This is a genomic window from Metabacillus sp. 84 (assembly GCF_050107715.1).
Classification (GTDB): domain Bacteria; phylum Bacillota; class Bacilli; order Bacillales; family Bacillaceae; genus Metabacillus_B.
In genome coordinates this window covers 339,450-364,513 of the sequence record NZ_JBNILN010000003.1, presented here as the reverse complement: position 1 = coordinate 364,513, position 25,064 = coordinate 339,450, and the positions used below count along the sequence as shown (strand labels likewise).

General features: G+C 44.5%; 23 protein-coding genes. 3 read left to right on the top strand and 20 right to left on the bottom strand.

Going from position 1 to position 25,064, the window contains the following annotated elements:
• Positions 1 to 16 precede the first annotated feature (16 nt).
• From proC (ACQCV8_RS08655) to ACQCV8_RS08625, 7 genes are all read right to left on the bottom strand, one after another.
• Positions 17 to 859, bottom strand: a complete 843-nt coding sequence (proC, locus tag ACQCV8_RS08655; protein ID WP_426844176.1) for a pyrroline-5-carboxylate reductase — start codon at positions 857 to 859, stop codon at positions 17 to 19.
• Positions 860 to 1,325: 466 nt separating this feature from the next.
• Positions 1,326 to 1,523 carry a cold-inducible protein YdjO-related protein gene (locus ACQCV8_RS08650; RefSeq protein ID WP_426844175.1) on the bottom strand — a complete coding sequence of 66 codons (198 nt, stop codon included), beginning with the start codon at positions 1,521 to 1,523 and terminating at the stop codon, positions 1,326 to 1,328.
• A gap of 417 nt (positions 1,524 to 1,940) precedes the next feature.
• Positions 1,941 to 2,753, bottom strand: coding sequence for a pyrroline-5-carboxylate reductase (gene proC / locus ACQCV8_RS08645; RefSeq protein WP_426844174.1), 813 nt, complete (start codon positions 2,751 to 2,753; stop codon positions 1,941 to 1,943).
• A 316-nt stretch (positions 2,754 to 3,069) separates the two neighbouring features.
• Positions 3,070 to 4,065, bottom strand: coding sequence for a LacI family DNA-binding transcriptional regulator (locus tag ACQCV8_RS08640; protein WP_426844173.1), 996 nt, complete (start codon positions 4,063 to 4,065; stop codon positions 3,070 to 3,072).
• 139 nt (positions 4,066 to 4,204) lie between these two features.
• Positions 4,205 to 4,975 (bottom strand): hypothetical protein, encoded by a 771-nt coding sequence (locus ACQCV8_RS08635; RefSeq protein WP_426844172.1) that lies wholly within the window; start codon positions 4,973 to 4,975, stop codon positions 4,205 to 4,207.
• Between the two features lie 53 nt (positions 4,976 to 5,028).
• Positions 5,029 to 5,232: a DUF6501 family protein gene (locus ACQCV8_RS08630; protein WP_426844171.1), complete on the bottom strand. Its 204-nt coding sequence runs from the start codon at positions 5,230 to 5,232 to the stop codon at positions 5,029 to 5,031.
• A 289-nt stretch (positions 5,233 to 5,521) separates the two neighbouring features.
• Positions 5,522 to 6,328 (bottom strand): protein phosphatase 2C domain-containing protein, encoded by an 807-nt coding sequence (locus ACQCV8_RS08625; RefSeq protein WP_426844170.1) that lies wholly within the window; start codon positions 6,326 to 6,328, stop codon positions 5,522 to 5,524.
• Positions 6,329 to 6,461: 133 nt separating this feature from the next.
• Here ACQCV8_RS08625 and ACQCV8_RS08620 point away from each other — a divergent pair, with 133 nt between their 5' ends.
• Positions 6,462 to 7,379, top strand: coding sequence for a superoxide dismutase (locus tag ACQCV8_RS08620; protein WP_426844169.1), 918 nt, complete (start codon positions 6,462 to 6,464; stop codon positions 7,377 to 7,379).
• Positions 7,380 to 7,393: 14 nt separating this feature from the next.
• On the opposite strand, the gene ACQCV8_RS08615 is transcribed toward ACQCV8_RS08620, so the two are convergent.
• The 9 genes from ACQCV8_RS08615 to cdaS all read right to left on the bottom strand — a co-directional run bounded on the left by ACQCV8_RS08615 (position 7,394) and on the right by cdaS (position 20,164).
• Positions 7,394 to 7,798, bottom strand: coding sequence for a hypothetical protein (locus tag ACQCV8_RS08615; RefSeq protein WP_426844168.1), 405 nt, complete (start codon positions 7,796 to 7,798; stop codon positions 7,394 to 7,396).
• 229 nt (positions 7,799 to 8,027) lie between these two features.
• Complete coding sequence (gene odhB, locus ACQCV8_RS08610) at positions 8,028 to 9,308, bottom strand: 2-oxoglutarate dehydrogenase complex dihydrolipoyllysine-residue succinyltransferase (protein WP_426844167.1); 1,281 nt, start codon at positions 9,306 to 9,308, stop codon at positions 8,028 to 8,030.
• A 13-nt stretch (positions 9,309 to 9,321) separates the two neighbouring features.
• Positions 9,322 to 12,168, bottom strand: coding sequence for a 2-oxoglutarate dehydrogenase E1 component (gene sucA, locus ACQCV8_RS08605; protein ID WP_426844166.1), 2,847 nt, complete (start codon positions 12,166 to 12,168; stop codon positions 9,322 to 9,324).
• A 269-nt stretch (positions 12,169 to 12,437) separates the two neighbouring features.
• Positions 12,438 to 14,360 (bottom strand): vWA domain-containing protein, encoded by a 1,923-nt coding sequence (locus ACQCV8_RS08600; RefSeq protein ID WP_426844165.1) that lies wholly within the window; start codon positions 14,358 to 14,360, stop codon positions 12,438 to 12,440.
• Positions 14,361 to 14,366: 6 nt separating this feature from the next.
• A complete protein-coding gene (locus tag ACQCV8_RS08595) occupies positions 14,367 to 15,200 on the bottom strand; it encodes an ATP-binding protein (protein WP_426844262.1) in 834 nt (277 codons plus the stop codon).
• Positions 15,201 to 15,461: 261 nt separating this feature from the next.
• Entirely contained in the window at positions 15,462 to 16,481 is a 1,020-nt protein-coding gene (locus ACQCV8_RS08590) for a LysM peptidoglycan-binding domain-containing protein (protein WP_426844164.1), read from the bottom strand.
• Between the two features lie 337 nt (positions 16,482 to 16,818).
• Complete coding sequence (locus ACQCV8_RS08585) at positions 16,819 to 18,036, bottom strand: MFS transporter (protein WP_426844163.1); 1,218 nt, start codon at positions 18,034 to 18,036, stop codon at positions 16,819 to 16,821.
• A gap of 104 nt (positions 18,037 to 18,140) precedes the next feature.
• The gene (locus tag ACQCV8_RS08580; RefSeq protein ID WP_426844162.1) at positions 18,141 to 19,457 is read right to left on the bottom strand and encodes an NCS2 family permease; all 1,317 of its coding nucleotides are present in this window, start codon (positions 19,455 to 19,457) and stop codon (positions 18,141 to 18,143) included.
• Positions 19,458 to 19,540: 83 nt separating this feature from the next.
• On the bottom strand, positions 19,541 to 20,164 hold the full coding sequence (gene cdaS / locus ACQCV8_RS08575) for a sporulation-specific diadenylate cyclase CdaS (RefSeq protein WP_426844161.1): 624 nt from the start codon (positions 20,162 to 20,164) through the stop codon (positions 19,541 to 19,543).
• Positions 20,165 to 20,460: 296 nt separating this feature from the next.
• On the opposite strand from cdaS, the gene ACQCV8_RS08570 reads away from it, so the two are divergent.
• Complete coding sequence (locus ACQCV8_RS08570) at positions 20,461 to 21,825, top strand: MATE family efflux transporter (RefSeq protein WP_426844261.1); 1,365 nt, start codon at positions 20,461 to 20,463, stop codon at positions 21,823 to 21,825.
• Between the two features lie 129 nt (positions 21,826 to 21,954).
• On the opposite strand, the gene bshB2 is transcribed toward ACQCV8_RS08570, so the two are convergent.
• The 4 genes from bshB2 to rarD all read right to left on the bottom strand — a co-directional run bounded on the left by bshB2 (position 21,955) and on the right by rarD (position 24,299).
• On the bottom strand, positions 21,955 to 22,626 hold the full coding sequence (bshB2, locus tag ACQCV8_RS08565; RefSeq protein WP_426844160.1) for a bacillithiol biosynthesis deacetylase BshB2: 672 nt from the start codon (positions 22,624 to 22,626) through the stop codon (positions 21,955 to 21,957).
• 17 nt (positions 22,627 to 22,643) lie between these two features.
• Entirely contained in the window at positions 22,644 to 22,994 is a 351-nt protein-coding gene (locus ACQCV8_RS08560) for a YojF family protein (protein ID WP_426844159.1), read from the bottom strand.
• Between the two features lie 16 nt (positions 22,995 to 23,010).
• Complete coding sequence (locus ACQCV8_RS08555) at positions 23,011 to 23,277, bottom strand: hypothetical protein (protein ID WP_426844158.1); 267 nt, start codon at positions 23,275 to 23,277, stop codon at positions 23,011 to 23,013.
• An 80-nt stretch (positions 23,278 to 23,357) separates the two neighbouring features.
• Entirely contained in the window at positions 23,358 to 24,299 is a 942-nt protein-coding gene (gene rarD / locus ACQCV8_RS08550; protein ID WP_426844157.1) for an EamA family transporter RarD, read from the bottom strand.
• 180 nt (positions 24,300 to 24,479) lie between these two features.
• On the opposite strand from rarD, the gene ACQCV8_RS08545 reads away from it, so the two are divergent.
• Complete coding sequence (locus ACQCV8_RS08545; RefSeq protein WP_426844156.1) at positions 24,480 to 24,947, top strand: Hsp20/alpha crystallin family protein; 468 nt, start codon at positions 24,480 to 24,482, stop codon at positions 24,945 to 24,947.
• Positions 24,948 to 25,064: the final 117 nt, after the last annotated feature.

The window sequence follows — 25,064 nt, the reverse complement described above, 5'->3', positions numbered from 1 at the left end:
CCTATATTTACTGCCATTATGATTTCACCAAATTCGCTTCCTGGATTTGTTCGCTCATTTCTTTGCTTCGTTCTGCTGCAGACAGTACTGCTTGCGCGATTGCATTTCCGCCTCCATTAAACCGCAGCGCTTCGAGACCGGCTGCTGTTGTACCATTCGGAGAAGTTACATTTTCCCTTAACTGGGCAGGTGATTCTTCCTGGCTCATCATCATTTTGGCTGCCCCAAGAATGGTCTGCGCTCCTGCTTTTCTGGCAATGCCGGGATCCATTCCGTTTTCCTCGGCTGTTAGTTCAATACTCTCCATTAAATAGTAAAAGTAGGCTGGGCCGCTTCCTGCTATTCCAGTAAATATATCCATTTGTTCTTCCTTAATGAGAAAAACGGATCCTATTGAAGCCATCAGTTCTTCAGCCATCCACACGTTTTCCATTGAAGTTGAAGGGCTTGGTGACAGCGCTGTAGCTGATTCCTTAATCATGCTCGATGTATTGGGCATCGCCCGGATGATCTGCTGTCCGCCATGAAGATTCATTTCCATAAACTTCGTTGAAATACCGGCCATTACTGAAACAACCGCTTGATTCCTAGTGATATTTCCTTTAAGCGCATTCAGAGCCTTCTCGGCATCTTTAGGTTTCATCGCTAAGATGAACGCATCCATTTCTTCATATGGAAGGTCCTTTAAGCTGACCGCATTAATTTGGTACTTCCGGTTAAGTTCAGCAAGTCTTAAAGAATTGCTCCGGTTTGCTGCAAAAATGTTCTCTTTTCTTACTGTTCCTGAGCTTGCCATCCCGGATATCATCGCTTCCGCCATAGAGCCTGCTCCAATAAATGCTACTTTCCATTCCTTCAATGTAAGGACCCCCTTTAAAATTAGCTGACATTAACAATCCATGTGGCTGCGGATAGCCAATCTTTTCATATGCAGCTTAGTTTAAAAGCTGTTATTCCGCATTTTTTCTGTTCGCATTGTTGTTCGTGTTTTCTTTAACGTTATTTATCGTAACATGACCGAAAATGGTGTCAAGCTGGGAAAAAACCGTAAAAAAGCGGGTTATGCGCGCAACGAAAGAGAGTAAGCGCTCTCATTTTAAAGTTTAATTCTAAATGTTCAGATATTTATCATAGGGTAAGCAGGAACAGGAGCACCCCTCATTCTACAATTGAAAGGAACAATGTAAATGTTAAGGAATAATTTTTTATTCTTTTATTTTCCTCTCCCCGCCTCAGATGAACAGAGGAATAACAAATAGAGCTTGCCAGTTTATCATTTTTCTCCAAAAAAAATAAGCAGCCTATTCAGGCCGCTTATTGATGTCTTAAAAGGATGAGCATGGATTATCGACTACTTGAAGCTCTTTAGTCTGGGTAGCCATTGGGCTTTTGCAAATCGGGCATTGAGGCTCATCACTGCTTTTAAAATTATCCCGAACCCAGCAATTGCAATGGTCAGCTGTACAAGTCCAGATTTTCGTATCTTTTGTAATAATTTCCTCAACCGGTTTTTTATTATACAAGATCAAAACCCTCCTTTTATACCTCTAACTAAAAAGCTACCCAAATAAGGCAGCTTTTATTACTCGCAATTTCCGCAATACGTGAGATTATGAAGCGGCTTCTTTAGACTGGAGAATAAATCTCCAAAAACCAAAACAACGAAAGCCCTGCCTCTCTTTCATCCTTACGGCTCCTAGGCCGTGCCAGTATGAATCAGTTGTTTGGATAAACCAAATAATTCGTTTTGAAAAAGGTTTCTTGTTAAGCAGATAAACTGAAGATATGCTCCTGGAGGGTAAGAATGCGGTGAAAAGTATGTTTCTTCGTTTATTTCCCATATATAACTTAACGTACTCTCAAGTCTAGTTTCGAGTCGATCAAAAATAATTATATAACTTTTAAATGAACATGTCAATAGGAAAGGAGAAGGAATCGGGTTAATCCGCCTGCTTTTCTGTCCCGGATTTTTTGTTTACAGTAGTAACAGCATCTTTAATCATGGATACGAATCCCCGTTCCTGCAAGAGCTCCAGTCCTTCCGCTGTAGAGCCTCCCGGAGTTGTGACCTGTTCTCTCAGCGATGCCGGATTTCCGGTATTCTTAAGCATCGCAGAGGATCCTGATACCATGCTGCTTACAAGCAGCTCCGCCTTCGATTCGGAAATGCCGTATTCCACCGCCTTCTCAATCAATACCTCAGCAAATAGATAGATAAAAGCAGGTGCGCTTCCTGTAATAGCTGTAAGCATTCCGATTTCTTCTTCCGTACATTCTTCAGAATCCCCAATTGCATCCAGCAGGAGCTCCAGACTGTGTCTTTGCAGGACTGAGAGCGGTGTCCCCCCTGTGCAGTATAAAGAGATGCTCTGTCCAACCTGAGCTGCTGTATTCGGCATGATCCAGGCAGCGGCGGTCCCGGACAGAGCCTTCTCCAGCTTAGAGGGACCGATTCCCGCTGCAATCGTGACAGTTAGCTGATCGCTTATTAAATTCTTTAATTTGGGCAGCACGTCTTTATGCTCTTCCGGCGGAACAGCGAGGACAATCACATCTGCTTCCTGCACTTTTTCCTGCCAATTCAGGGCCGTCTCTGCCTCATATTGTCTTTTTAAACGATCCAGCCTTAAAATATTGGATTGATTCGATACGATTATTTTGCTGATCTCACCGGACTTTTTTGCTGTCAATCCCGCAATCATAGCTTCTGCCATTCTTCCTGCACCTATAAATAAGATAACTGGCTTTTTCATGCCGCTCCCACTTTCCGGTTCACTTATTGTTTAAAAATTATAGCATAAACATTTTAATTCGTCTGCACCATCGGGCAATTGATACAGTTTTTAATTATTAGTGAAACAGATTTGCGCTGTATGATTAGTTGTTTCATATTTCTTTAAACAGTCTGATGGCCCTGATCTATAAGTTCTTTATATCGAACCTTTTTCCACAGCCTGCCGGGAGTTGTTCACAGCCTGACCATTGATAAATATATTTATTAATAAAAACTGCTCTTTTTTGTCCGTCAGTCAAGGCTCACAATTCCATAAAAAAAGCCCTGCGAAGGGCTTAGTCTGATACAGGAATTTCTTTAACGCTTTCTCTGCTGACTATATAATATCCTGACACCATTTTTGGAGGTACTTTTTTTCCTTCCAGAAGACAGACGATGGACCAGGCTGCATTCATCCCTACATCAAAGTAGTGAAAGCTGACGGTAGTCAATCCGGGATGGACCATTTCAGAGATTCGGTATCCGCCAAATCCCGCGACAGAAATATCATCCGGCACAGAATATCCTTTTTCCTGAATAGCTTTCATAGCCCCGAGTGCCATATTGTCAGTTGCGCAAACTATGATATCCGGATGGTGCTTGCTTAAAGCTGTTTCTGCTGCCTTTTTTGCTTTTTCCATAGAAAAGTCAGCTTCTACTACTTGGACCGTACAGGAGCTGCGCTGCTTTAGTGCATCGAGGAAGCCGCGTTTCCGGGCTACACCAACCGCTTTATCTTTTTCACTAACCCCGATATACATTACATTTCGGTGACCTTTCCCATCAATAAATTTGCCTAAATCATATCCTGCATGGTAATCATCATGAATAATAAAGTGGTACCTGTCATTTTCCTGTCCGATAATTAATACCGGCATATCCGCGCTTTTTAATGCTTCGTCATGCTGATCAGTTAATTCTGCTGCCATAAGAATAATTCCGGCAACTTTTTGCCTTGTAAAAGCATAAATGTTTTCGATTTCCCTATCAAGCCGCTGATCGGTATTCGCCACGAGCATTTGAAAGCCCAGTTCTTTTAACCTCTCGTCAATCCCCATCAGCATTTTTGTCATCGTAAAAGAATCAAGTCTTGGTATAATGACTCCAATAAAATTGGTTCGTTTCTGCTTTAGACTTTGCGCGAAGGAGTTCGGTTCAAATTTTGTTTCAGCTACTGCTTTTTGTATTTTTTCAGAGGTTACAGCACTAACATAGCCGCCGTTTAAATACCTGGATACTGTACTTTTAGAAACTCCAGCCATTGCCGCAATATCGGATATCGTAGTTTTCATGTACATCCCTCCTGCATCGAAAGACCGCCCTCGTTTATAATCCATTATTGTATTACAGCTGCAAGGAAAAAAACAAGCGCGTTGTGCCCTTGTTTATTTGTTTACATAATTATATTATAATCACTTATTTTCATCCGGGTTATGACTTTACAAGACTGTACCCGAGCTTATTCCAAATGTATTGGATCCCTTGCTTAAAAGAGGAGAATGCTTGAAGCGATAAGCCGTATCCTCTGCTGATCATCTGCCGGGCCATCTGCGGCCGCAGCCCTACACATATGGTTTCCACACCCATCAGGGCCAGCGCTTTAACAAGCTGTTCAAGTTTTTCTACAACCGCCTCTTCTGGAACCGAATACATTTCGGAAAAATCAAGCAGGATAAAGCGGGCTTGATTTTTACCGGCAAACGATAAAATCTTAGTGGTCATGTGCTCCATTCGCGGCTCAGATAAAAAGCCTGTAATCGCCACTAAAAAAGTATGATCCAGCATGGTTCCTATAATGGGCGTATACAGTTCTTCCATCATCTTACGGCCGGAAAGCAGCTCATTTTCATAATGAGTTACATCCTTCCAGGTAAGAATGTACCCACGCGCTTCAGGAAGCCGGTCTACAACGATATGGGCTGAATAGGTCCGGAAAAGCTGGATGGAAGCGGAGAAAGGAAGCGGGCCGTTCTCGATTTTATGTATGTGTTCTTCCCTGTGAAACGTTTTTAGATTCATGCCAGTAAAAGATGCAGCGTCAGGCAGGTTCATATGGGGGGCCACTGTGTTCAGCAGTTTCTCTGCACTATCATTAAACCAAACAATGTTCAGCTCGCCATCTGTGAGAATGAGAGACTCCCCAACACAATTCAGCAGGCCGACCGGGTTAACGCCTTGCAGCAATTCCTTCGGTTTTTCCAACAGCTCAAGACCTCGCTTTCGTATGTTATAGCCTCCTTTTGCCTGTATAATTTTTATGCATCTTGAAAGTAATGTTTATAAAAACCGCTGATTTTCCCTGAGTTGTCGGCTACAAAATAAAACTCGTCCGTTTCATTTTTCACCTCATACGCTGCACCTTTCGTCAGCTTGCGGTTCACAATATATTTCTCTGCATCTGTGTGTACACAAGTGACCGTTTTAATGGTTTCTTTATCCTGCCAATTTAAATGATTCATTGGTTTAGTACCCCTTTACTGGAATTTATTTTTAAAATTTGCGCTGGTTCTCCTCATTTAGACGGGCTTCTTATGCTTTTCAATCTTGGCATACTTTTGCAGCGCCACAAGGGAACTACCCATATTTTATTCTTATTTTACCGTAAACAGTTGAGGAACAAAAGCCTTAGGGCTGTCGCCCAACCGAAATTCATCTCCGCCTTACCGTTGGTGCTGTCGCACCTTCACACGCTTGAAGAGGGAGACTTCTTTCGGAAATTCGTTAAATTTTTTCGCAAATTGACGAGCATCATCGCTCAATGATGATTCCCGTCATGTCGTCATGTCTGTGACCCAGCGTATGTTCTTTGTATCTGAGGGCTTCAGCATAGTTTTCCAGCCCATACATAAATGCCTCTTTGCATACTTCCTCCAGGCTCCATTCAGGGTGAAAAAGTCCATCACTCATTAGAAAAATACGGGTAACGGAAGTCAGATCTATTTCCCCGGTCTGAATGTATTCCCTGAATTCCTTGTCTCCGTTTGCTACAGAATATCCTTCAGGGCGGTTAGCCAATGACCTGTGACTTTTCATGCGTTCCACAGGATTTTCATCATAAAAGCTTTCCGGGGGCACGGCTGCCCCCAGATTTCTGGCCTTTTCACGATAAAGCCGTGCCCGGTCCGAAATCCCCTTCACAGAGTCCTCTGTCAGGATCCGAACATTGCCGTCACGGTTTTCTGCTGCAATCATACAGTCCCCGCATTGGACAAATTCCAGCCGATTCCCTGTTATCCGGATCACAGCTGCACAGGATGCCCACCTTAGATGCCGGTCATCCACGGATATTCCGGCTTCATTCATAACCCTCATTAATGAGTCATTCGCACTAATGAGCCACTCTGCTAAATTCTCCCCATCCTCTGCAGATTCCAAAGTGCCTGCCAGATGATGCGATGCGAGATAAGCTCCATTATGGCCACCTTTAAACAGATCAGGAGTCAGTGGTGTCACTCCATCAAAAACACCAAATGTCTTTTGATTCGGAGATACATAAAAGGCATCTTCAATTTCATTTTTTTCCGGACTTTTATGGCTGAGCAAGGAAATCTTCAATGGCAAACGCCCCTTTCTAACGATTTAGCTCCTTCCTGAGTTTAGCGTACATTGGAAAATCAGAATCGTCGGCCTATCCACTGAATAAATATAAGGGGATCATACAGCTGTTCCTAATGGAGGGATCTATGTTTTGGAAGCAGTTAATCCTTACATCATTGCGATTCAGACCTGGTGCAGGCAAATCGGCTCTTCCTGGGCGGATATAAGAGCATTCGCTTTGCAGGGAGTCCATCTTGATGAAATACTGGATTGGGAAATGCGCTTTAGTCAGCTCCGGCTTCAAAGCGAAGCACGGATGCCTGAAGTATCCGTTTCCAGGCTGTACGAAGAAGCCAATGAACTTTTTTTCCTGCTGGAAAGATTTACTCAGGAAGCAGAAGAAATCACGCAATTTGGGAATCCGCTTCAATCCCGGTCCCAGGGAGTCCCTGCAGGCGGACACCAGCTTCCTCCTCTCCCTTATGCCTATAATGCCCTTGAGCCCTATATACCGGAAGAGATTATGAGACTTCACCATCTTAAGCATCATCAAAGCTACGTTGATGGACTGAATAAAGCTGAACTGGAAATGAAGCGTGCAAGAGAGACGAATGATTTTTCCTTGATTAAACATTGGGAACGGGAAGCTGCTTTCCATGGCGCAGGGCATTATCTTCATACTCTATTCTGGACGATCATGTCTCCTGCCGGCGGCGGCGAACCAAAAGGACCCCTGCTGGATGCCATTACCAGTTATTTTGGAAGCTTTGATGCTTTTAAACGACACTTCTCAAGTGCGGCAGTGAATGTGGAAGGATCAGGATGGGCTCTGCTTGTCTGGTCCCCCAGAGCGGGAAGACTGGAAATTCTAAACGCTGAAAAGCATCAAAATTTAAGCCAATGGGAGGCCATCCCGATTCTCGTCCTCGATATGTGGGAGCATGCCTATTATTTAAAGTATAAAAATGACCGCAGCACCTATGTATCAAATTGGTGGAACACTGTGAATTGGCAGGAAGCATCGAAGCGGTATATGGAAGCAAGAAAACTAAGATGGACTCCTTATTGACCTTACCCACCGGCTTATGGGTTCCTGGATTCAGCAGCTCTATGGGAAATGAGATTAATAACGGCATCCATCCACTCATTTAATGTTTTGAAAAAAATCGGCAGATCCAGTTCCTCAGTGGAGCCGTCGACCATCGTCTCTGCAATGGCATTTCGAAAGGACTGAAGAGCCATATTCAAGAAAACCGGCGGCCAGTTTTCTTTTAAAAGCCTCACCAGCTGCTCATCCAGCTGTTCAGTCCTTATGCTCTGAAAATCAGTAAAATAGTGAAAAACTGCTTGAAAAAGCTGATCCAGCTCACCAGTCCGTGCTAAAAATGGCAGGAACTCAGCCTCTCCTCTTCGATTCAGGTCAGCCTTCCATTTATCAAATATCCCGTCTTTCTGTCTCAATGCCTCACTAATCATAAGCTGAATCATATACTGTCCCTCCGCTTCGTGCATTTCTTGTTCAGCCCTATTCGTCTGTTTGCGGCCTAATTACTCTTAATATAGCATCAAAAAAAGCATCAGCCAATGGATTCAGCCATTTCGTATAAAAGCTAAAATACAAGATTCTATGAATACGAACCCCGGGTATTTTTCTTACGGAAAGCGAACACCTGCAAAAAGACCCATTCCGGACGGAATGGGTCTTTCTCCGGTGCTATCAGCCTTCAAGAAGCAAAGACTCTGGATCTTCAAGAAGCTCTTTCACCGCGGCAAGGAAGCTTACCGCTTCTTTGCCGTCAACAATTCTGTGATCATATGAAAGGGCAATGTACATCATCGGGCGGTTTTCCATTCTTTCCTGATCAAGGGCAATCGGACGCCATTGAATCTTATGCATTCCCAGTATGCCTACCTGCGGAGCATTAAGGATTGGCGTGGAAAGAAGAGAGCCGAAAACCCCTCCGTTTGTAATGGTGAACGTTCCGCCTTGCAGCTCGTTTAACGCAAGCTTGTTATCTTTTGCTTTCTTGGCAAGATTGGAGATCTCTCCTTCAATTCCTGCAAAGGACAAGCGGTCCGCATCCCTGACCACCGGGACTACAAGTCCATCCGGAGCAGCAACGGCGATCCCGATGTCATAAAATTTCTTAAGGACCAGCTCAGTCCCTTGAATCTCAGCATTTAACAGCGGGAATTGCTTAAGGGCAGCTACAACTGCTTTTGTGAAAAAGGACATAAAGCCAAGGCGCACGTCGTGCTGCTCGAAGAACTTATCCTTCCGTCGTTTTCTAACATCCATAACGGCTGTCATATCGACTTCGTTAAATGTAGTAAGCATGGCAGCTGTTTGCTGAACTTCAACGAGCCGGTTAGCAATCGTCTGTCTTCGTCTGGACATTTTGACGCGTTCCACAGGCTTTGCAGGATTATCTGCCTGCTGCTGAGGTGCTTTTTCTGTCTGCTTAGCAGGAGCAGATGGCTGCTGGACGTTCTGATGGTTCTCAATATCATGCTTGCGTACCCGTCCAAGCGGATCAGAAGTGCTGACTGAACTTAAATCAATGCCTTTTTCTCTGGCAAGCTTTCTCGCTGCCGGGGAGGCAATGGTCCGGTTTCTGGAGTCCTGCTGAACCGGTGTTTCATTTTCTCTGGAAGGAATATGATCCGTTTTTGGTTCTTCTTTTTTGGACTCTTCTTTCACAGGCTTGGCTTCAGCCGTTTCCTGCTTTTGCTCTTCTTTGTTTTCCCCGCCGCCCGCTTCATTTTTTTCATCGATTGTTCCGATGATTTCACCTACTGTAACGGTATCCCCGGCTTCCTTGAGCACTTCCTTTAAAACCCCGGATTCCTCGGCTGTTAATTCAACATTTACTTTGTCTGTCTCAAGCTCCAGCAAATACTCTCCCTGTTCTACAAAATCCCCCGGCTGCTTCAGCCATTGAGCAATTGTTCCTTCCGAGATTGATTCTGCCAGTTCCGGTACTTTGATTTCAGCCATGATTATTTCCCCCTTAGTTTCGTGTAATCGCCTGCATGATAATGCGTTCCTGATCTTTTTTATGGACGGTCGGATCTCCTTCAGCCGTACTGGATCTCCTGTCTCTTCCAATATATGATACTTCTGCTCCGGCTGGTGCTGATTTGCGCAGCCTCGGCTCGATATAAGTCCAAGCCCCCATATTCTCCGGCTCTTCCTGAACCCAGATAACTTCCTGCAGGTTTTCATATCTCGAAAAAATCGAGTCGATTTCATTTTGAGGGTAAGGGTACAATTCCTCCACCCGCAGGATATGAAGCCAATCTGAGTTCTCTTCTGATTGACGGATTTTATCTGAAAGATCGATTGCGAGTTTACCGCTGCAGAGAACAACCCTGCTTACCATGCTTCGGTCTCCGCCCATACCAGATTGCTCCAGTACCTTTTTGAAGGATCCGCTGCTTAGCTCCTGTACATCAGAAACCGTGTTTGGATTTCGCAGAAGACTCTTAGGAGTCATGATAACGAGCGGCCGCACTTCTTCCATCTGAAGAATCTTCGCCTGCCTTCTTAAAATATGGAAGTACTGGGCTGCACTTGTAAGGTTCGCAACTGTCCAGTTGTTTTCCGCTGCAAGCTGAAGGTAACGCTCTAATCTTCCGCTGGAATGTTCAGGCCCCTGACCCTCATAGCCATGAGGCAGAAGCATCACCAGTCCGGATTTTTGGCCCCATTTTGCCCGTCCGGCTGAGATAAACTGATCAAAAAAAACTTGAGCTGCATTGGCAAAATCACCGTATTGAGCTTCCCATAACACGAGCGTTTCTGGAGAAAACACATTATAGCCATACTCAAACCCGATTACTGAGCCTTCAGAGAGCGGGCTGTTATGAACAGCAAAGGAAGCCTTTGCCTGCTCAAGCCTGTGAAGCGGAGAGTAGATCGCCCCATTTTCGCTGTCATGCAGAATTAGATTCCGCTGAGCAAACGTTCCCCGTTCAGAATCCTGTCCGCTCAGACGGATCGGAGTCCCATCAAGAAGAATGGATCCAAAAGCAAGAGCTTCAGCAAGCCCCCACTCGACCTTGTGGTCCTCTTCCAATACACTTGAGCGGCGTTCAAGAATTCTTTGCAGTTTTCCAAACACATTAAAGTTTTCCGGCCATTCAACCAACGCGCGGTTTATAGCGTGGATATTGCTGATATCGACGGCTGTGTCTATGGAAGGGATTCCATGGGAAATCGTTTCCGGAAGCTGGATTTCATGCACCTGGGCAACTTTCTTATCCGGTACCTTTTTGTAGGCTGTTTCAAATCTGTTTTGCACTTCATTTTCAAGAGCTTCTATCTCTTCAGCTGTCAAAACCTCTTCTTCTTTTAGTGCTTTGGAATAAAGCGTTTTGACTGTATCATGTGCTTTGATTTTTGTGTACAGCTGAGGCTGTGTTGTCATCGGCTCATCCATTTCATTGTGTCCGAAACGGCGGTAGCCGATCAGATCGATAAGGAAGTCCTTTTTAAACAGCCTTCTGTATTCAGATGCAAGATACGCTGCAGCCAGGCAGGCTTCCGGGTCATCCGCATTTACATGGAGGATGGGAATTTCATATCCTTTAGCCAGATCGCTCGCATAGCGGGTTGATCTTGAATCTGTACTTTCAGTCGTGAAACCAATCATATTGTTCGCTATGATATGGATGGTTCCGCCAGTCTGATAGCCCTTAAGCTGGCTGAGGTTCAGCGTTTCTGCAACAATTCCCTCTCCAGGAAAAGCAGCATCGCCGTGAATAAGAACAGCCATAGACTTGCTTGTATCCAGTTCAGGGAAGCCGCTCACGTTTCTGTCTTCCTGCGCAGCGCGTGTATAGCCTTCTACAATTGGATCAATATATTCCAGGTGGCTCGGGTTGTTTGCAAGAGTAATGCGGGCCCGCACCATGTTTTCATCTTTAATTTGTCTGTCCGCTCCCAAATGGTATTTAACATCGCCGCTCCAGCCGTAATTGATTCCTGTGGATCCTTCAGAAGGAACTAGATCCTTGTTCGGTGCATGCTGGAATTCGGAAAAGATGATTTCATATGGCTTTCCGAGAACGTGGGCGAGAACATTCAGCCGGCCGCGGTGGGCCATTCCGATGTTAATCGTTTTCGTCCCATACTCTACAGCGCTCTGCACCATTTCATCCAGTATTGGGACAAGCATATCAAGACCTTCAATGGAAAATCTTTTTTGGCCGACAAACGTTTTATGAAGATATTTTTCAAAGCCTTCTACTTCAAAAAGCCTTTTCAGAAGAGCTTTTCTCTTCTCTTTAGTATGCGGTTTAAATAAATCGCCAGTTTCCACCATCCGTTTCAGCCAGTTCTTTTCCTCAAAGCGATGAACATGGTCAAATTCAAATGACAGGGATTTTTTATAGCTTTCTTTTAAGTGCATAATGGCATCATATCCATTTTTTACGCTGGATGGAGCGTCCTCGCACAGGACAGCAGAAGGAATTTCCTTTAAATCCTCTTCAGAAAGCCCGTATGCCTCAATGCTAAGCAAATCCTGACTGTCGCCCATCCCGTCAATCGGGAAAATGGATGCATTTAAATGTCCGTACGTACGAATATCTTCAGCCAATTTGACAGCTGAAGCTACTTTAACAATTTTTTCAGGACCGAAATCCGCTCTCGTCTGATTGGATTCAGGTGCAGCAGCAGCGGATGTGGAGCCATTATCCGGCGGATGCCCCAATTGATGAAACAGCTCCTGTAGCTCAGGCTCAACTGATTCGGGATTTTCCGTAAATTGATCATACAGGTCCATGACATAGCCAAGGTTAGGACCATGGAAATCTTCCCATGTAACATTGACCTTTGACTTTGTTTGCGGCATTTCACATTACCCCCAACTAATAATTACCAAATGTAAGTAATAGGATATTATTCTGGAATAAATTTCAGCTGACTGCGTCTAATGAAAAACTGTTTAAAACGCTTCCATAGATATTTTAACACTACCATTTCGTGTTTCCAACAATAATCTATCGAAAATTGTAAATAATATTGAAAAACAAAAAATTGTATCGAAATAGGCGGAAAAAACAGGAGAACACGGAGCCTCTTTCCGGATTTCTCCGACTTTTTCTGCAGTCTGCACTTCTTTTATCCCCCCTGGATGCTTTTCTTTAAAAGCTTTCTTAGAAGAGGAAAAAGCACATCAGGCAAATCACTTACTTTATGAACGATGATGCTGAACTTTCCGTATATGTCCTGGATGGTATTGCGCTGGCTTTCTTCAATTTCCCCATTAGCAAGAAAAATATTGATCACTTCTATTCCTCTTTTACGCGCTTCAATTACCGCTTCATGCGTATCCACAATCCCTTTTTGCTCATAGTTCATGGCTGCCGGCTCCCCATCAGAAAAGACAATAAGGAACTTTTGTTTTTCAGGTCTGATCACGAGCTCCTGCGTCATATGCCTGATTGCGTACCCGTCCCTGTTGTCTTCTTCCGGATTGAGCTGCATAATCTCCGGACCGGTGCTTTGGTTAAGCGATGTCTTGAATGGGACAACCCTGTGAAAGTAATTGGGCATTCGCACTTCAGTGGCATCGTTTGTATCTTCCCAGAATCCCGTAATCTGATGGACGACCCCTACCGATTTCAGCGCCTCGTGAAACAGCGTAATGCCAAGCTTTGTGTCATCCATCTTATCGTACATGGATGCCGAGCAGTCAACGAGAAGTGTAAAGACGGCATCGATTTGAATAGAGGGCTCCTCTTTTTTGTAAAAAAGTCTTGGATTGTCATCTGTAACCCACCGCAAAAGGTTTTTCCCGAGCCGGCCCGTATGGAGATTAGTCCGGGGATTGGTTTTCTTATGCTCGAGCGTCTTCCTGATCATCTGTTTAAGCTTTTTCTGATAATGGGACACTGCCGCTTTATTTTCGCTGTAGCTTATCTTATCCTGATCATTTGGTTTGACAGGTTCCAGATTTTCAGCAAAAGCAAACTTATTTTCTTTGCCGAATGTGAATTCATCCCCGGTCCTGTCTCCGTCCTGGCGGTTCTCCAAAACTTCAGACTGATCGTACTTATTTTGTTTTGATTCTTTAGATGAGCCCTGTACAGTCCCCATCGCCTGATCACCGTCTTCTCCTTCACGGAGCCCGTTCCCCATTAAATCTGTTTTGGACCCATGCTCCAGGTCATACTGCAGAAAACTGTCTGTTGCTTTGCTTGTCTCCCTGTGCCAGGTCGGCATTTCCTGATCATGTACATCACGCTCTTCTTTACGGTCCAGTTCCAGCGTGTCATCATTATCCAGCTCATTCATTCGTTTTAAGTCTTTAAATGAAAGACCGCTGTTCTCCGCGTATCCTTGTTCCGGAAGAAAGAAATACGTATTCAGCATATCCTTTTCAAGGAATTCTTCAGCTGCTTCACTGATTCGGTATGCGATCCCTGCTGTTTCTGCAGTGCTTCGGCTTTCATAGGCCTGCTCAAGCTCTCTTTGAAAAAAAGGCAGCATTCTTTCAAAATCTTCATTAAGGGCAGGGATTGTCTCAAGCGGGGATTGAGCAGTGAGCTTTAAATATAAAGCATTAAACAAAGCATCTGCAGCAATGTTTCTATCAAGATGAATCGTTAGCTGGGAACGGAAATGCCTTCTATACATTTCTGTTCTCCTGGCAAAGTATTTTTTGGTGCCGGGCCGCTCTTTTTTAATGATTTCTTCCATTCTGACCGATTCCAGAATGATGAAAAGCTGTTTGGCAAACTCTTTTACAGACAGTTGCTGCACCTTTAAGATAAAATTTTGCGTTTCTTCCATGCCGGTGTGAAACACACTTCCGGCAGCATGCAGATAAACGTCGCTTTTCAGACCGCTGATTTGGTCGGCTGCCGGCCGGTGATCCCAAAAATGGGTGAGGTAGATTTTGTTTTCGGCCGGATTTAAATAGGAGTAGGGCGCATATTCCATTTCCAGGTCCGGATTTTTGGAGAGAGTTTTGGCGAGATCAGCCAGCTCCATGTATAGAAATGAATCGATTTGACTGTCGTTAAATTTAATAAATCTCATCGCCCGTCACTCAAACAGCGTTTCCGCAATATTTCGTATAGCAGCCTTTTCCCGGTCATCCTCCACCTTCTCCGTAATCCCCCGCTCAATCGCTCTTAAAGGAGGGATAAATGCAGCCAGATCACACGTATCCAGCAGAGCTCTGATGGAAGCCGCTTCTTCAGAGACTTGTCCATTTCGAACCTGGACAATCAAATCAGCAGAAAACTGAATAAACGACTGGATTAACCTTTCATCCTTTAAGCCGGATTGGCTTTTGATAATCTGCTCAAGCTCCGCTCCCTGAATGTACGGGACATCAATAATCATAAACCTGTTTTTCAATGCTTCATTTAATGGAACCGTCCCGACATACCCTTCATTTATGGCCGCTATGACACCGAACGCTTCTGTCCCTCTTACCACATCACCCGTAAAGGGATTTGTAATCATTTTGCGGTAATCGAGCACCCCGTTTAAAATCGGCAGTGTTTCAGGCTTTGCCATATTAATCTCGTCTATGTATAAAAAGTGTCCTTTCTCCATGGCCTTTATGACCGGACCCGGAACAAATTCAATCGATGTATTATTTCCTGAAGAATGAATGGTTTTATAGCCAAGCAGAGCTTCCGCATCAAGGTCCACCGAACAGTTGATGCTGTGCATCGAGCGGCCGAATATGGAGGAAATGGTCTCGGCGAGCTTCGTTTTCCCTGCACCTGTAGGGCCTTTGAGCAGCACATTTTTGCCCAGAGCCAAAGCAATTACCGCGTCCTCCACAATGGAGAGATCTCCGGTTATAAAGCCCCCCTTGCCTATTAAAGTTAAATCTCTTTCCGAAGCATTAGATGTTCTTTCCATAATAGCCCGAATTTCAGCAGGCAGGTTTATCGTTAATTCTTGCATTTCAGTCAGCCTCTTTTCAACAAATCTTTTTCTTTCATCAGTATACAGAAAAAAAAACTTCCCGACAAAAAATCCTTTCCGTATGGTGAAGGGCGGATGCCAGTGCAGCAATATAATGCCCTTTATCTAAACGATTAGACTCTTTCCCCTCGTGATGGCAAATCCGCTCCCTGAATTTCCAGAAAAAAAAGAAGAGCATATAGCTCTCCTTAACTGTTAGAAGTATCGTTTTGCTCCCAGGTAGTGAGATTTCCAATAGGAATTGGACAGATTGGAAATCGTCACTCCCTGTGAACTGCTGGCATGGATAAAGTCCCCGTTTCCAAGGTAGATCCCCATATGGGAAGGTCCTGGCTTATAGGTCTCGAAATAAACAAAATCTCCTCTTTGCGGCTGGGATACCGGCTTCATTATGCTGGAGTAGCCAGCTGCACTAAGCCTGGAAACAGAAGTCACTTTATTCATTGTATAGTAGATAAAACCGCTGCAATCGAAACCCGAAGGTGTATTCCCGGCCCATTTATACGGAACACCCATATGGCGTTTCGCTTCTGCAATCATGCCTTCAATCTTGCTGCTTTCACTATAATCGTTCCCATTATTTCCTGTGTCCGGCTTTGTTTCAGGTTTTACGGAGCCTGAAAGCTTCAGCACCTGATTTACATAGATTACATTACTTGTTAGATTGTTCGCTGTCTTTATTTCTGCAATCGTAAGGTCAAATTTATTGGCCACTTTCCATAGTGAATCGCCGGGCTGGACTTTGTATGTGCCCTGTCCGTTTGAGCCGCCGCTGTTCTGTGCAGGAGGGTTTGGCTGAGGGGAAGCGGACGTGCTTCCGGATTTCAGCTTTAACACTTGCCCGATGTAAATGGTATCGCCTTTCAAGCTGTTAATGGATTTTAGTTCACTAACAGACATTCCGTTTTTTCTGGCAATCACCCAAAGGGAATCGCCGCTTTCTACTTTATATGTACTGGTTTGAGATTGAGAATCAGCTGATTGCGGCTTCTCACTTGGGGCGCCCGGGATATGAAGAACCTGTCCAATGTAAATGGTGTTGTGCGTCAATTTGTTTACATCCTTTAGCTTCGCTACGGATGTGCCGTATTTGTTCGCAATCTCCCAAAGCGAATCGCCGCTTTTTACTTTGACACTCTCTGCAGAAGCTGCGGTTGCAAAAAATGAAGCTCCCGCTACTGCTGTAACAGTCAAACCGAGAATTTTATGGTTCATTCTGTATGCCTCCTCTAATTTCTACATTTATTTTACTAGACAACCGTCTCTTAAACTACTGTTTTGTGGAAAAATAGCGAAAAGAGTCTATTATTTACCATCTGATCCCAGCTTCCTTTCAAATCAGCGGTTAAAGGCCTGTTAAAAATTGATTTTTGTTTTCATTTAGCAGGAGTTCAGTTTAATGAGGATATTGAAAGAGGGGATAAAAGGGGATTTGAGGATCCCGGCGATAAGCGGTACATGTAGAGCAATAAAAAGAGAGCACCCTTTATTTAGGATACTCTCTTCTAAGAGTATAGCATGTCATAGAATGGGAAGTTCAAGCATGCCTTGATCAGCTGCTTGCTTTTTCAGGCTCCGGTACAGAAACAGCTCCTCCCCTGTCTTTCGGGTTTTTAAGCTGTCTCCCCCCATACCCAATCACAAGGGCAAGGGATCCCGCTCCAAACACCAGAACCATATATTGCAGGCCGATCGTATCCAGGAGGAGGCCCGTTCCAAGGAGAACGACTTGAAACATGATGCGGTCTAGCATATTGCGGAATGAAAAAAAGCGGCCATGATATTCCTTTGCGATCCTTGTCTGAAAGATTGTGGAGGCTACCGGAAAGAAGCATCCCACACTCAGGCCGAACAATCCGAATGATATAAGCGACATGGTAAAATGGTCGCTGAAGAACAATGACAAATGCGCAATAGATGTAATAAAAGAGAACATAATCATCAGAAAAACATGATTAAAGCGGTCAGTAAGCTTTTTGACCAGAAAAGCGCCCAGCATAAAGCTTAACCCTTCTACTGTGTATAGCAGGCTTTTAATCTCTGTGCTTTGCTGAAGCTCGCTTATATTAATGACCATAAGGTTAAAACCGCCTATAAACAGCATCGGTATCACTGTGAGAATCAGGGCTGTTAAAGCGACCGGAGCTCCTTTTAAAATAGGCATAACTTCCAGAAACCCGCCGCTATTTCCTTTGCTTGCCTGCCCTCCATCATCCTTGATCTGCAGAAAGAAGGTTGAAAAAAGCAGAAGGATATATGCAGCGGTAGACAATGCATACAGCGCGGTCAAACTCATATAAACGAGGAAGATTCCCGCAAGCGCCGTTCCGGCTATCCTCGCAAGAGTCGCAACATTCATATGGATCCCGTTCATTTGGATCAGATGTTCATCCTTAACTATAAGAGGGATGATTGCCTGAAGTGCCGGAAAATAGAATGCAGCTGAAATCTGAATGCCGATTAAAAATAACAGCATAAGCCAGACCGAACCATAGGAGATGGCTGCAAACATAAAAACTACACTGAGGATCCGGCCGATTCCGGATACGATAAGCACGTTCTTTTTCGAATGGCTGTCGATTACTCTTCCTGCCGCCGGTCCCACTGCAACTCCCGCAAGTAAGCCCGCAATCAGGAGCAGCGATTTCATGAAATCCGATGGGATATAAGCCTGCATGAATTCCAGGTTCCCAATAATGCCCATCCACAATCCAAGACCCGCAATAAACTCCCCCGATAGCAGAATCCAAACATTTTTATTTTTCCACATATGCATTCTCCAATTTTGTAAGATGCCTTAACTATAGCACCGGGGAAGATATTTCGCCACCCGAAATTTCCTGCAAAAAAAGACAGGGGCTGCGCCCTGCCTTATTAGCCTATCAGGAAGAAATTGACAATAAAAGCCGCTGAAATCACATACATGAGCCAATGAAGCTCATCAGCACGGCCTGTAAACAATTTGATTAATGTGTAGGAAAGAAAGCCAAAGGCTACTCCCTCTGCAATCGAATAAGTGAGCGGCATCATGATCAGAGCGAGAAAGGCTGGAATGAGTTCCGTTAAATCATCAAAATCAACTTCCTTTAGCTCAGTAAGCATAAATGCCCCAATAATAATCAGAGCAGGTGCTGTAGCAACAGCCGGGATGAATTGAATAAAGGGGGCGAACAGAAGCGTCAAAAGGAAGAGGATCGAAGCAAATATAGCTTTTAATCCTGTCCTTGCCCCTGCTGCAATTCCTGTAGCGTTTTCCACATATGTATTCATCGCCGTGCTTCCAAGAGCACTGCTGACCATCGTTCCGAAAGCACCTGTTGTTAAAGCGCGATTCATATTGGGAACATTTCCGTTCTCATCTGTAAGGTCCGCCTTCTTCGTCAGGCCGATCAGAGTGGCAAGGGTATCAAAAAGCTCTACAATTGTAAATGAGAAAATAATTGATAAGATTCCGTAGCCGACGGCTGCTTTTAAATCCATTGCCAGAAATGTCGGTTCAATGGAAGGGATTTGGAAGGAGAGAAAGTCCGATATCCCCTTAGGTGACGGAGAATTCCCCAGTAAGATGGAAGCCGCCGAAATGACCAGAATAGATAGAATGATTCCGCCTCTTACATTTAGAGCAGATAAAACCGCTGTGAGAACGATTCCTGCAAGGGCGAGGATGGTGCCGATGTTCGACATATCTCCTAAAGCCACAAAAGTTGCTTCATCCGGTACTACGATTCCGCCGTTTTTCAAGCCGATAAAGGCTATAAACAAACCAATACCTGCTGTAATCGAAGCTTTTAATGTTTTGGGAATGGCCTTTACTACCTTTTCGCTGATTCCAAATACGGACAAAAGGAAAAAAACCAAACCGGAAATAAAAACCGCACCGAGTGCCGTTTCCCAAGACAGTCCTTGTTTTAATACAACGGTGTATGTAAAAAAAGCATTGAGTCCCATTCCGGGGCCTATTACAATTGGGAGATTTGCCCAAAATCCCATGATCAAGCTTGTTATGACAATTCCGAATATGGTGGCGGCAAGGGCAGCCTCTTTTGGTATACCTGCTTCAGATAAAATAACGGGATTAACTAGGATAATATAGCTGACGGTTACAAATGTAGTAAGGGCAGCAAGAAACTCCTGCCTGATTGAGGTTTTGCGCTCTGTTAATTTAAAGTATTGATCGATGATCCTGCTCACCTTCAAACCTCCTTTTTTCAAACATATCCGACATTATATCTTACAATTCGCAGGGAAGAAAGAACTTTATTCAACGGTAAAATTTAAAGATTATTTGTACTAATCGGATAAATGGTGCCGTCCTTCGCAAACGACATTTTTCCTGTTTCTTCAGATACGATCAGGACAACGGCATCCGTTTTTTCAGTAAGTCCCATGGCGGCTCTATGCCGGGTGCCCAATTTGCTCCCGTCTGAGGAAGCATCCGACAGCGGCAGGACATTGGAGGCAGAAAGAATTTTATCTCCTTTTACAAGCATCGCCCCATCGTGCAGCGGATTGCCGGGATAAAAAATACTCTCTGCAAGGGAAGCAGATAGATCCGCTCCGACCTGGATTCCATTTTTAATGAAGGGGGCGACCTCCTGCTCTCTTTCAACAATAATCAGACCGCCATGCTGCTTCTGGGAGAGATTCTGCATAGCAGAAGCAAGAGCGTGAAAACTTTCCGTATAGGCGGACAAGTACGCCTGCAAGTAAAAGGTAGAAGCTGCTGATTGTATGACTTTAAACCTCCCATTTATTTCGTCCAGTTCACAAAGGAGGCACATCTCACTTTCACCGAGTTCGTTTAATATCCTGGTTGAGCTGTTGATGATGTCCTGGAGATTTCGCTGGATGCTGCCCTTTATTTGGTGCAGTACAAATTGGTCCTCTGGTATGCTCATTTTAATTCGCTCCTTTTGTTTAGGTTTTGCAGATCCGGTGTGATCAAAACGGGAATTGATTGGAAAATGGTGGTACATACTATAGATAGACGTTTCGTAAAGGAGGTGCAGCTTCATTGACCGCTGCCAAAATATTTCAATATTTGTTTTCCATCTCCGGCACCGTTATCCTCGGATGCTTCTATTACCGCATGTTTAGAAAAAATCCTGACAAAGTCCAGAAGCAAAAGCCGTAATACTCTCTTCAATTCGTGATATAATTCAACATTATGTCATGAATAGAAGAGGTTGGAATGATGCATCAGACAAACACTTATAAGGAAAAAATCAAACTGTTCACCGTGATACTTTTTCCCATCCTGGTTACCCAGCTTGGGCTTTACTCCATGTCCTTCCTCGATACGGCCATGTCCGGCCAGGTGAGCCCTGAGGATCTTGCAGGGGTAGCGGTCGGTTCAAGCATATGGGTCCCGGTTTATACCGGATTAAGCGGAATCTTTATGGCCGTTACTCCGATGGTGGCGCAGCTTGCAGGAGCTAAAAAAACAGACGGTGTTCCATTTATCGTCATTCAAGGGCTGTATTTATCCGTTGCCATGACGATCGTTGTCCTGCTCACAGGGTTTCTGGCCCTAGAACCGGTACTTTCGCTTCTGCCCCTTGAGAACGAGGTGGAGACGATTGCAAAGGATTATCTGATTGCCCTTTCCTTCGGCATATTGCCGCTGTTCATTTATGGAGTTTTAAGAAGTTTTATTGATTCATTGGGTATGACAAGAATTACGATGCTAATTACGCTTCTTACCCTGCCTGTCAATTTTATTTTGAATTATTTATTGATCTTCGGAAAATTCGGTTTTCCTGCTCTCGGCGGAGCAGGGGCAGGAGCAGCAACGAGCTTAACCTACTGGGCTGCTGCAGGCATAACGTTGATCCTGCTGAAAAAGCATGCTCCTCTTGCTTCCTTTTCTCTTTTTGAACAATTTTATAAAGTCTCTCTGCAAAAGTGGAAAGAAATATTATCGATCGGGATTCCGATCGGAATGGCGATCTTTTTTGAAACAAGCATTTTTGCTGCGGTCACATTGTTTATGAGCGAATACAGCACGGTGACCATTGCCTCTCACCAGGCAGCGCTGAACTTTGCGTCATTTCTATACATGATTCCACTGGCCATTTCAATGGCATTAACGATCGTTGTCGGCTTTGAATCAGGGGCTAAAAGGTGGCAGGACGCCAAGCAATACAGCTATTTAGGCATTCTGACGGGCGTCATCCTGTCTTTGATCACAGCAGCGGTTATCCTCATGTTCCGAGGTCAAATCGCTTCTATTTATACAGAGGATGCCGAGGTTCTGAATCTGACGAAAACTTTTTTAATCTATGCGGTCTTTTTCCAGATTTCCGATGCAGTGGCTGCTCCGATTCAAGGTGCACTGCGGGGCTACAAGGATGTTCGTTTTACCTTTTATGCAGCTCTCGTGTCGTACTGGGCAATCGGCCTGCCGGTCGGATTCTGCCTCGCTCAATACACAGGTCTTGAGGCGTTCGGATACTGGATTGGTTTAATTGCCGGGCTCGCAGCCGGTGCTGGTGGATTATCGCTGCGGCTTGTAAAAATCCAAAAAACGGTTGGGCTCCCTGTTCAACAGAAGCAGTAAATTTTCCAGCGTTATGTCTGCATCCATGATCACGCTTACCGAATTGTAAAAAACCCGGGCAGCCCCCTTGAGCTTCCCGGGTTTATTCTTTATCTTCAAATCTTTATAAGCCACTGCCTGTTTGAGTGCCTATGCTTCAGCATCCCATTTATAATGATAGTAGCTTTCGGATTCGAAAAAATTCATCAGCTGAGGCCCGCCTTTTTTAAAGCTCTCCTCCAGCTGCTTCATTAACCCTTCTGTCTGGGAACGATGTGCTTTTAGGGCCTGTAACTTAATTTCTGCAGCTTCCCTGATATCAAGAACGACATCCGGCTGTCCGAGGACCTCTTCTCTGTTTTTTGTAATAGCGATGCAATAAGTAACAGGTCTTTGATCAGCAGGTATCCTTCTAAGGGCATGAATGACCGCTCTGCCTGTCGCATCATGATCGGGATGGACCCCATGATCCGGGTAAAAGGTTACGACAAGTGTAGGCTTTACCTCGTCTATAATGCTCTCAATCCGATCGGCAAATTCTTCAATATCTTCGAATTCGAGGGTCTTGTCCCGGAGACCGAGCATTCTAAGGTCTGTTACATCCATTGCTTTGCACGCATCCTCGAGCTCTCTCTTCCTGATCAGCGGAAGCACTTCCCGGTTAGCAAACAGAGGACTGCCCATATTCCTTCCCATTTCTCCAAGCGTCCCGCATGCGTATGTAACCGGAATCCCTGCTTTTCTTTTTAAGGCAATCAGGCCAGCAACTCCATAGGATTCGTCATCCGGATGCGGCAATACAACTAATACATGTTCATTCATTATTAATTCTCCTTTTCTCATGATGGAAATGGTTTTGTACTGATCTGCAGGGCGATGGCCAGTTTTCCATCAGGATGATGTCCGGCAATCAGCAAGCGGCCTTGTTCATCCTCCGTAAAATCCGTTAAGCCCTCTGCGTAGGTCCATCCTTCTTCCATCTTTAAGCCGACACGGTAGGGGCCGAAGCCGGTAATTTTTGCAAGGGAGTACTTCAATTTAGCATTTCTGATAAAGGCTACGACTGTCATGCTGTTCTCATTTTGATGCGCGTTGTAAGCACCTGTTGTTGTTTCAAGATGAATATATACATCCTGATTCGTGTGCCTGTCCAGAAATTCCTGTATTTCAGTAGGTACAATTGGTTTCATGCTGAGGCTCCTTTATTCAATGATTCAATAAGCGGTTCATAACCGTATTATATCTAATGATCAGCTCGTTCTTTTCCTCTTTCTGCAGAAGGGAATCCTGTACCCGGCTGACAGAAAGCGCGTACTTATCAGTGATGCTTTTCCGGACCCTGGGATGTGTTCCTTCATCCAGAAGATCCCTCATCAAAGCGTCCTCCAATGCTTCTTCAGGCGGCAGGCGTGAATCAAGCCTCCGGTTATGCCATATCCTGCGGTAGCATTCGAGAAGATGCTGTTCGTCCATTGACCACCACTCCCGGATTTAAAATTGGGGATTTTAGCTTTTAGATTTGGATGAAGCGCTGTCTCAGTAAGGCAAACCCTTTATATACGAGCTGACTTATTTTTTATTCTCCGACCGGATGGTAATCCGGCTGCTTTAGTGCCCGAAAAGGTAAATATAAGCAGTGCAGACCAAATAAAGGTGAATGTAATCATATCAACCGCTGTAAATGCTTCTCCGAATAGCACAAGACCTGCAATAAGGGTAAGGGTCGGTGCAATATATTGCAAAATCCCCGTCAAATATAAAGGAATTCGCTTCGCTCCTCCTGCAAAAAGAAGGAGCGGGACAGCGGTTACTGCTCCGGCCCCCGCCAGGAGCAAATCAAGACCGGCATCTCCAGATAGAAAAGCAGCATCTCCCTCTAGATGAAGCATTCCGAGATAGGCCGCTGCTGCGGGCAGAACTGCCAGTGTTTCAAAAGTAAGTCCTGCTGCCGGATCGAGCCTTGTCAGTTTTTTCGTTAGTCCATATAGTCCAAAGCTCAGGGCCAGAATGACGGATACCCACGGAAAGCTTCCAAAATGAACGCTTGAGATCAGGACACCGATTAAAGCAAGCCCAAAAGAAAGCTTCTGCCAGCCATTTAATTTCTCTTTAAGAAACAGGACACCGAGCATGACACTGATTAGCGGGTTAATGTAATACCCAAGACTTGCTTCCACAATATGGTGGTTGTTAACCGCCCATATATATACAAACCAGTTGGCGCTGATCAATACAGAAGATAAAATCAAACTCAAAATAACGATAGGATGTCTCTTCATCTCAGAAAGGGCTGTTTTCAATACATTCCATTTTCCTGCTGCTGTAATGACGGCCAGCATAAAGATAAACGACCAGACAATCCTGTGAGCTAAAATTTCCTCCGACTGGACTTCATCGATCATCTTCCAGTACAAGGGAAGAATTCCCCATAAAAAATAAGAACCGGCGGTGAGCATCATACCGGTTTTATCGTACCTGCCATGTTCGTGATGCATTCATCCACTCTCCCTGCTTCTCCATGCACATTATACTCTTCCCGGCTAAAGCTTAACAAGCAAAAGGAATTCCCACGGCATATAATGGACTGCAGCCCGCATTTAAAGGATAATCCGGTTTTCTAGACGTATCTTATTGTGCATCAGCTTCATTAAAAATAGTTGTGAGAGGATGATTGAATGTTTCCATGGAATAAGCAGTATCCGTTCAATCAGCAAAAAATGCCTGATTTTTTCAAGAAAATGAATCCGAATCAAGTGGAAAACTATGTACAGCAGGTGATGGGCCAGGTGTTTGGTCAAGACCAGCAAGGCGGATTTCCTTATCAATTTTCCCAACAGGGACACGAAGAAAAAAATGAAGCTCCACGAGAAAGCTGGTATGAAGCTACTGACAAAGTTTATTTTAAACTTCACATTCCTGCGAGCCTTGCAAAAAATATTAAAATCCAGCATAACAGTCATCAGGTCACAATCGTAAACTTTCCTGAAAAGGGAGAAAGCAAAACGTTCAGCATCCCTCACCCGGTTCGCAGAAAAGGAACGAAAGCTTCTTACCAGAATGAGAATCTTGAGCTTTCTTTCCTGAAAAATGAGGATGTTCATGTAACTGAGATTTCCTTGCCTGAAATCAGCAATGAGAGCTGATGATGCCGGCTCTTTTTTTCGGGCTGCTTCATCATCCTTTTCCCGGAGAACCCCGAATGTTCCCGGCTCGACATGAAACGCCGCCCTTTGAATAAAGGCGGCGTTTCATATTTATCC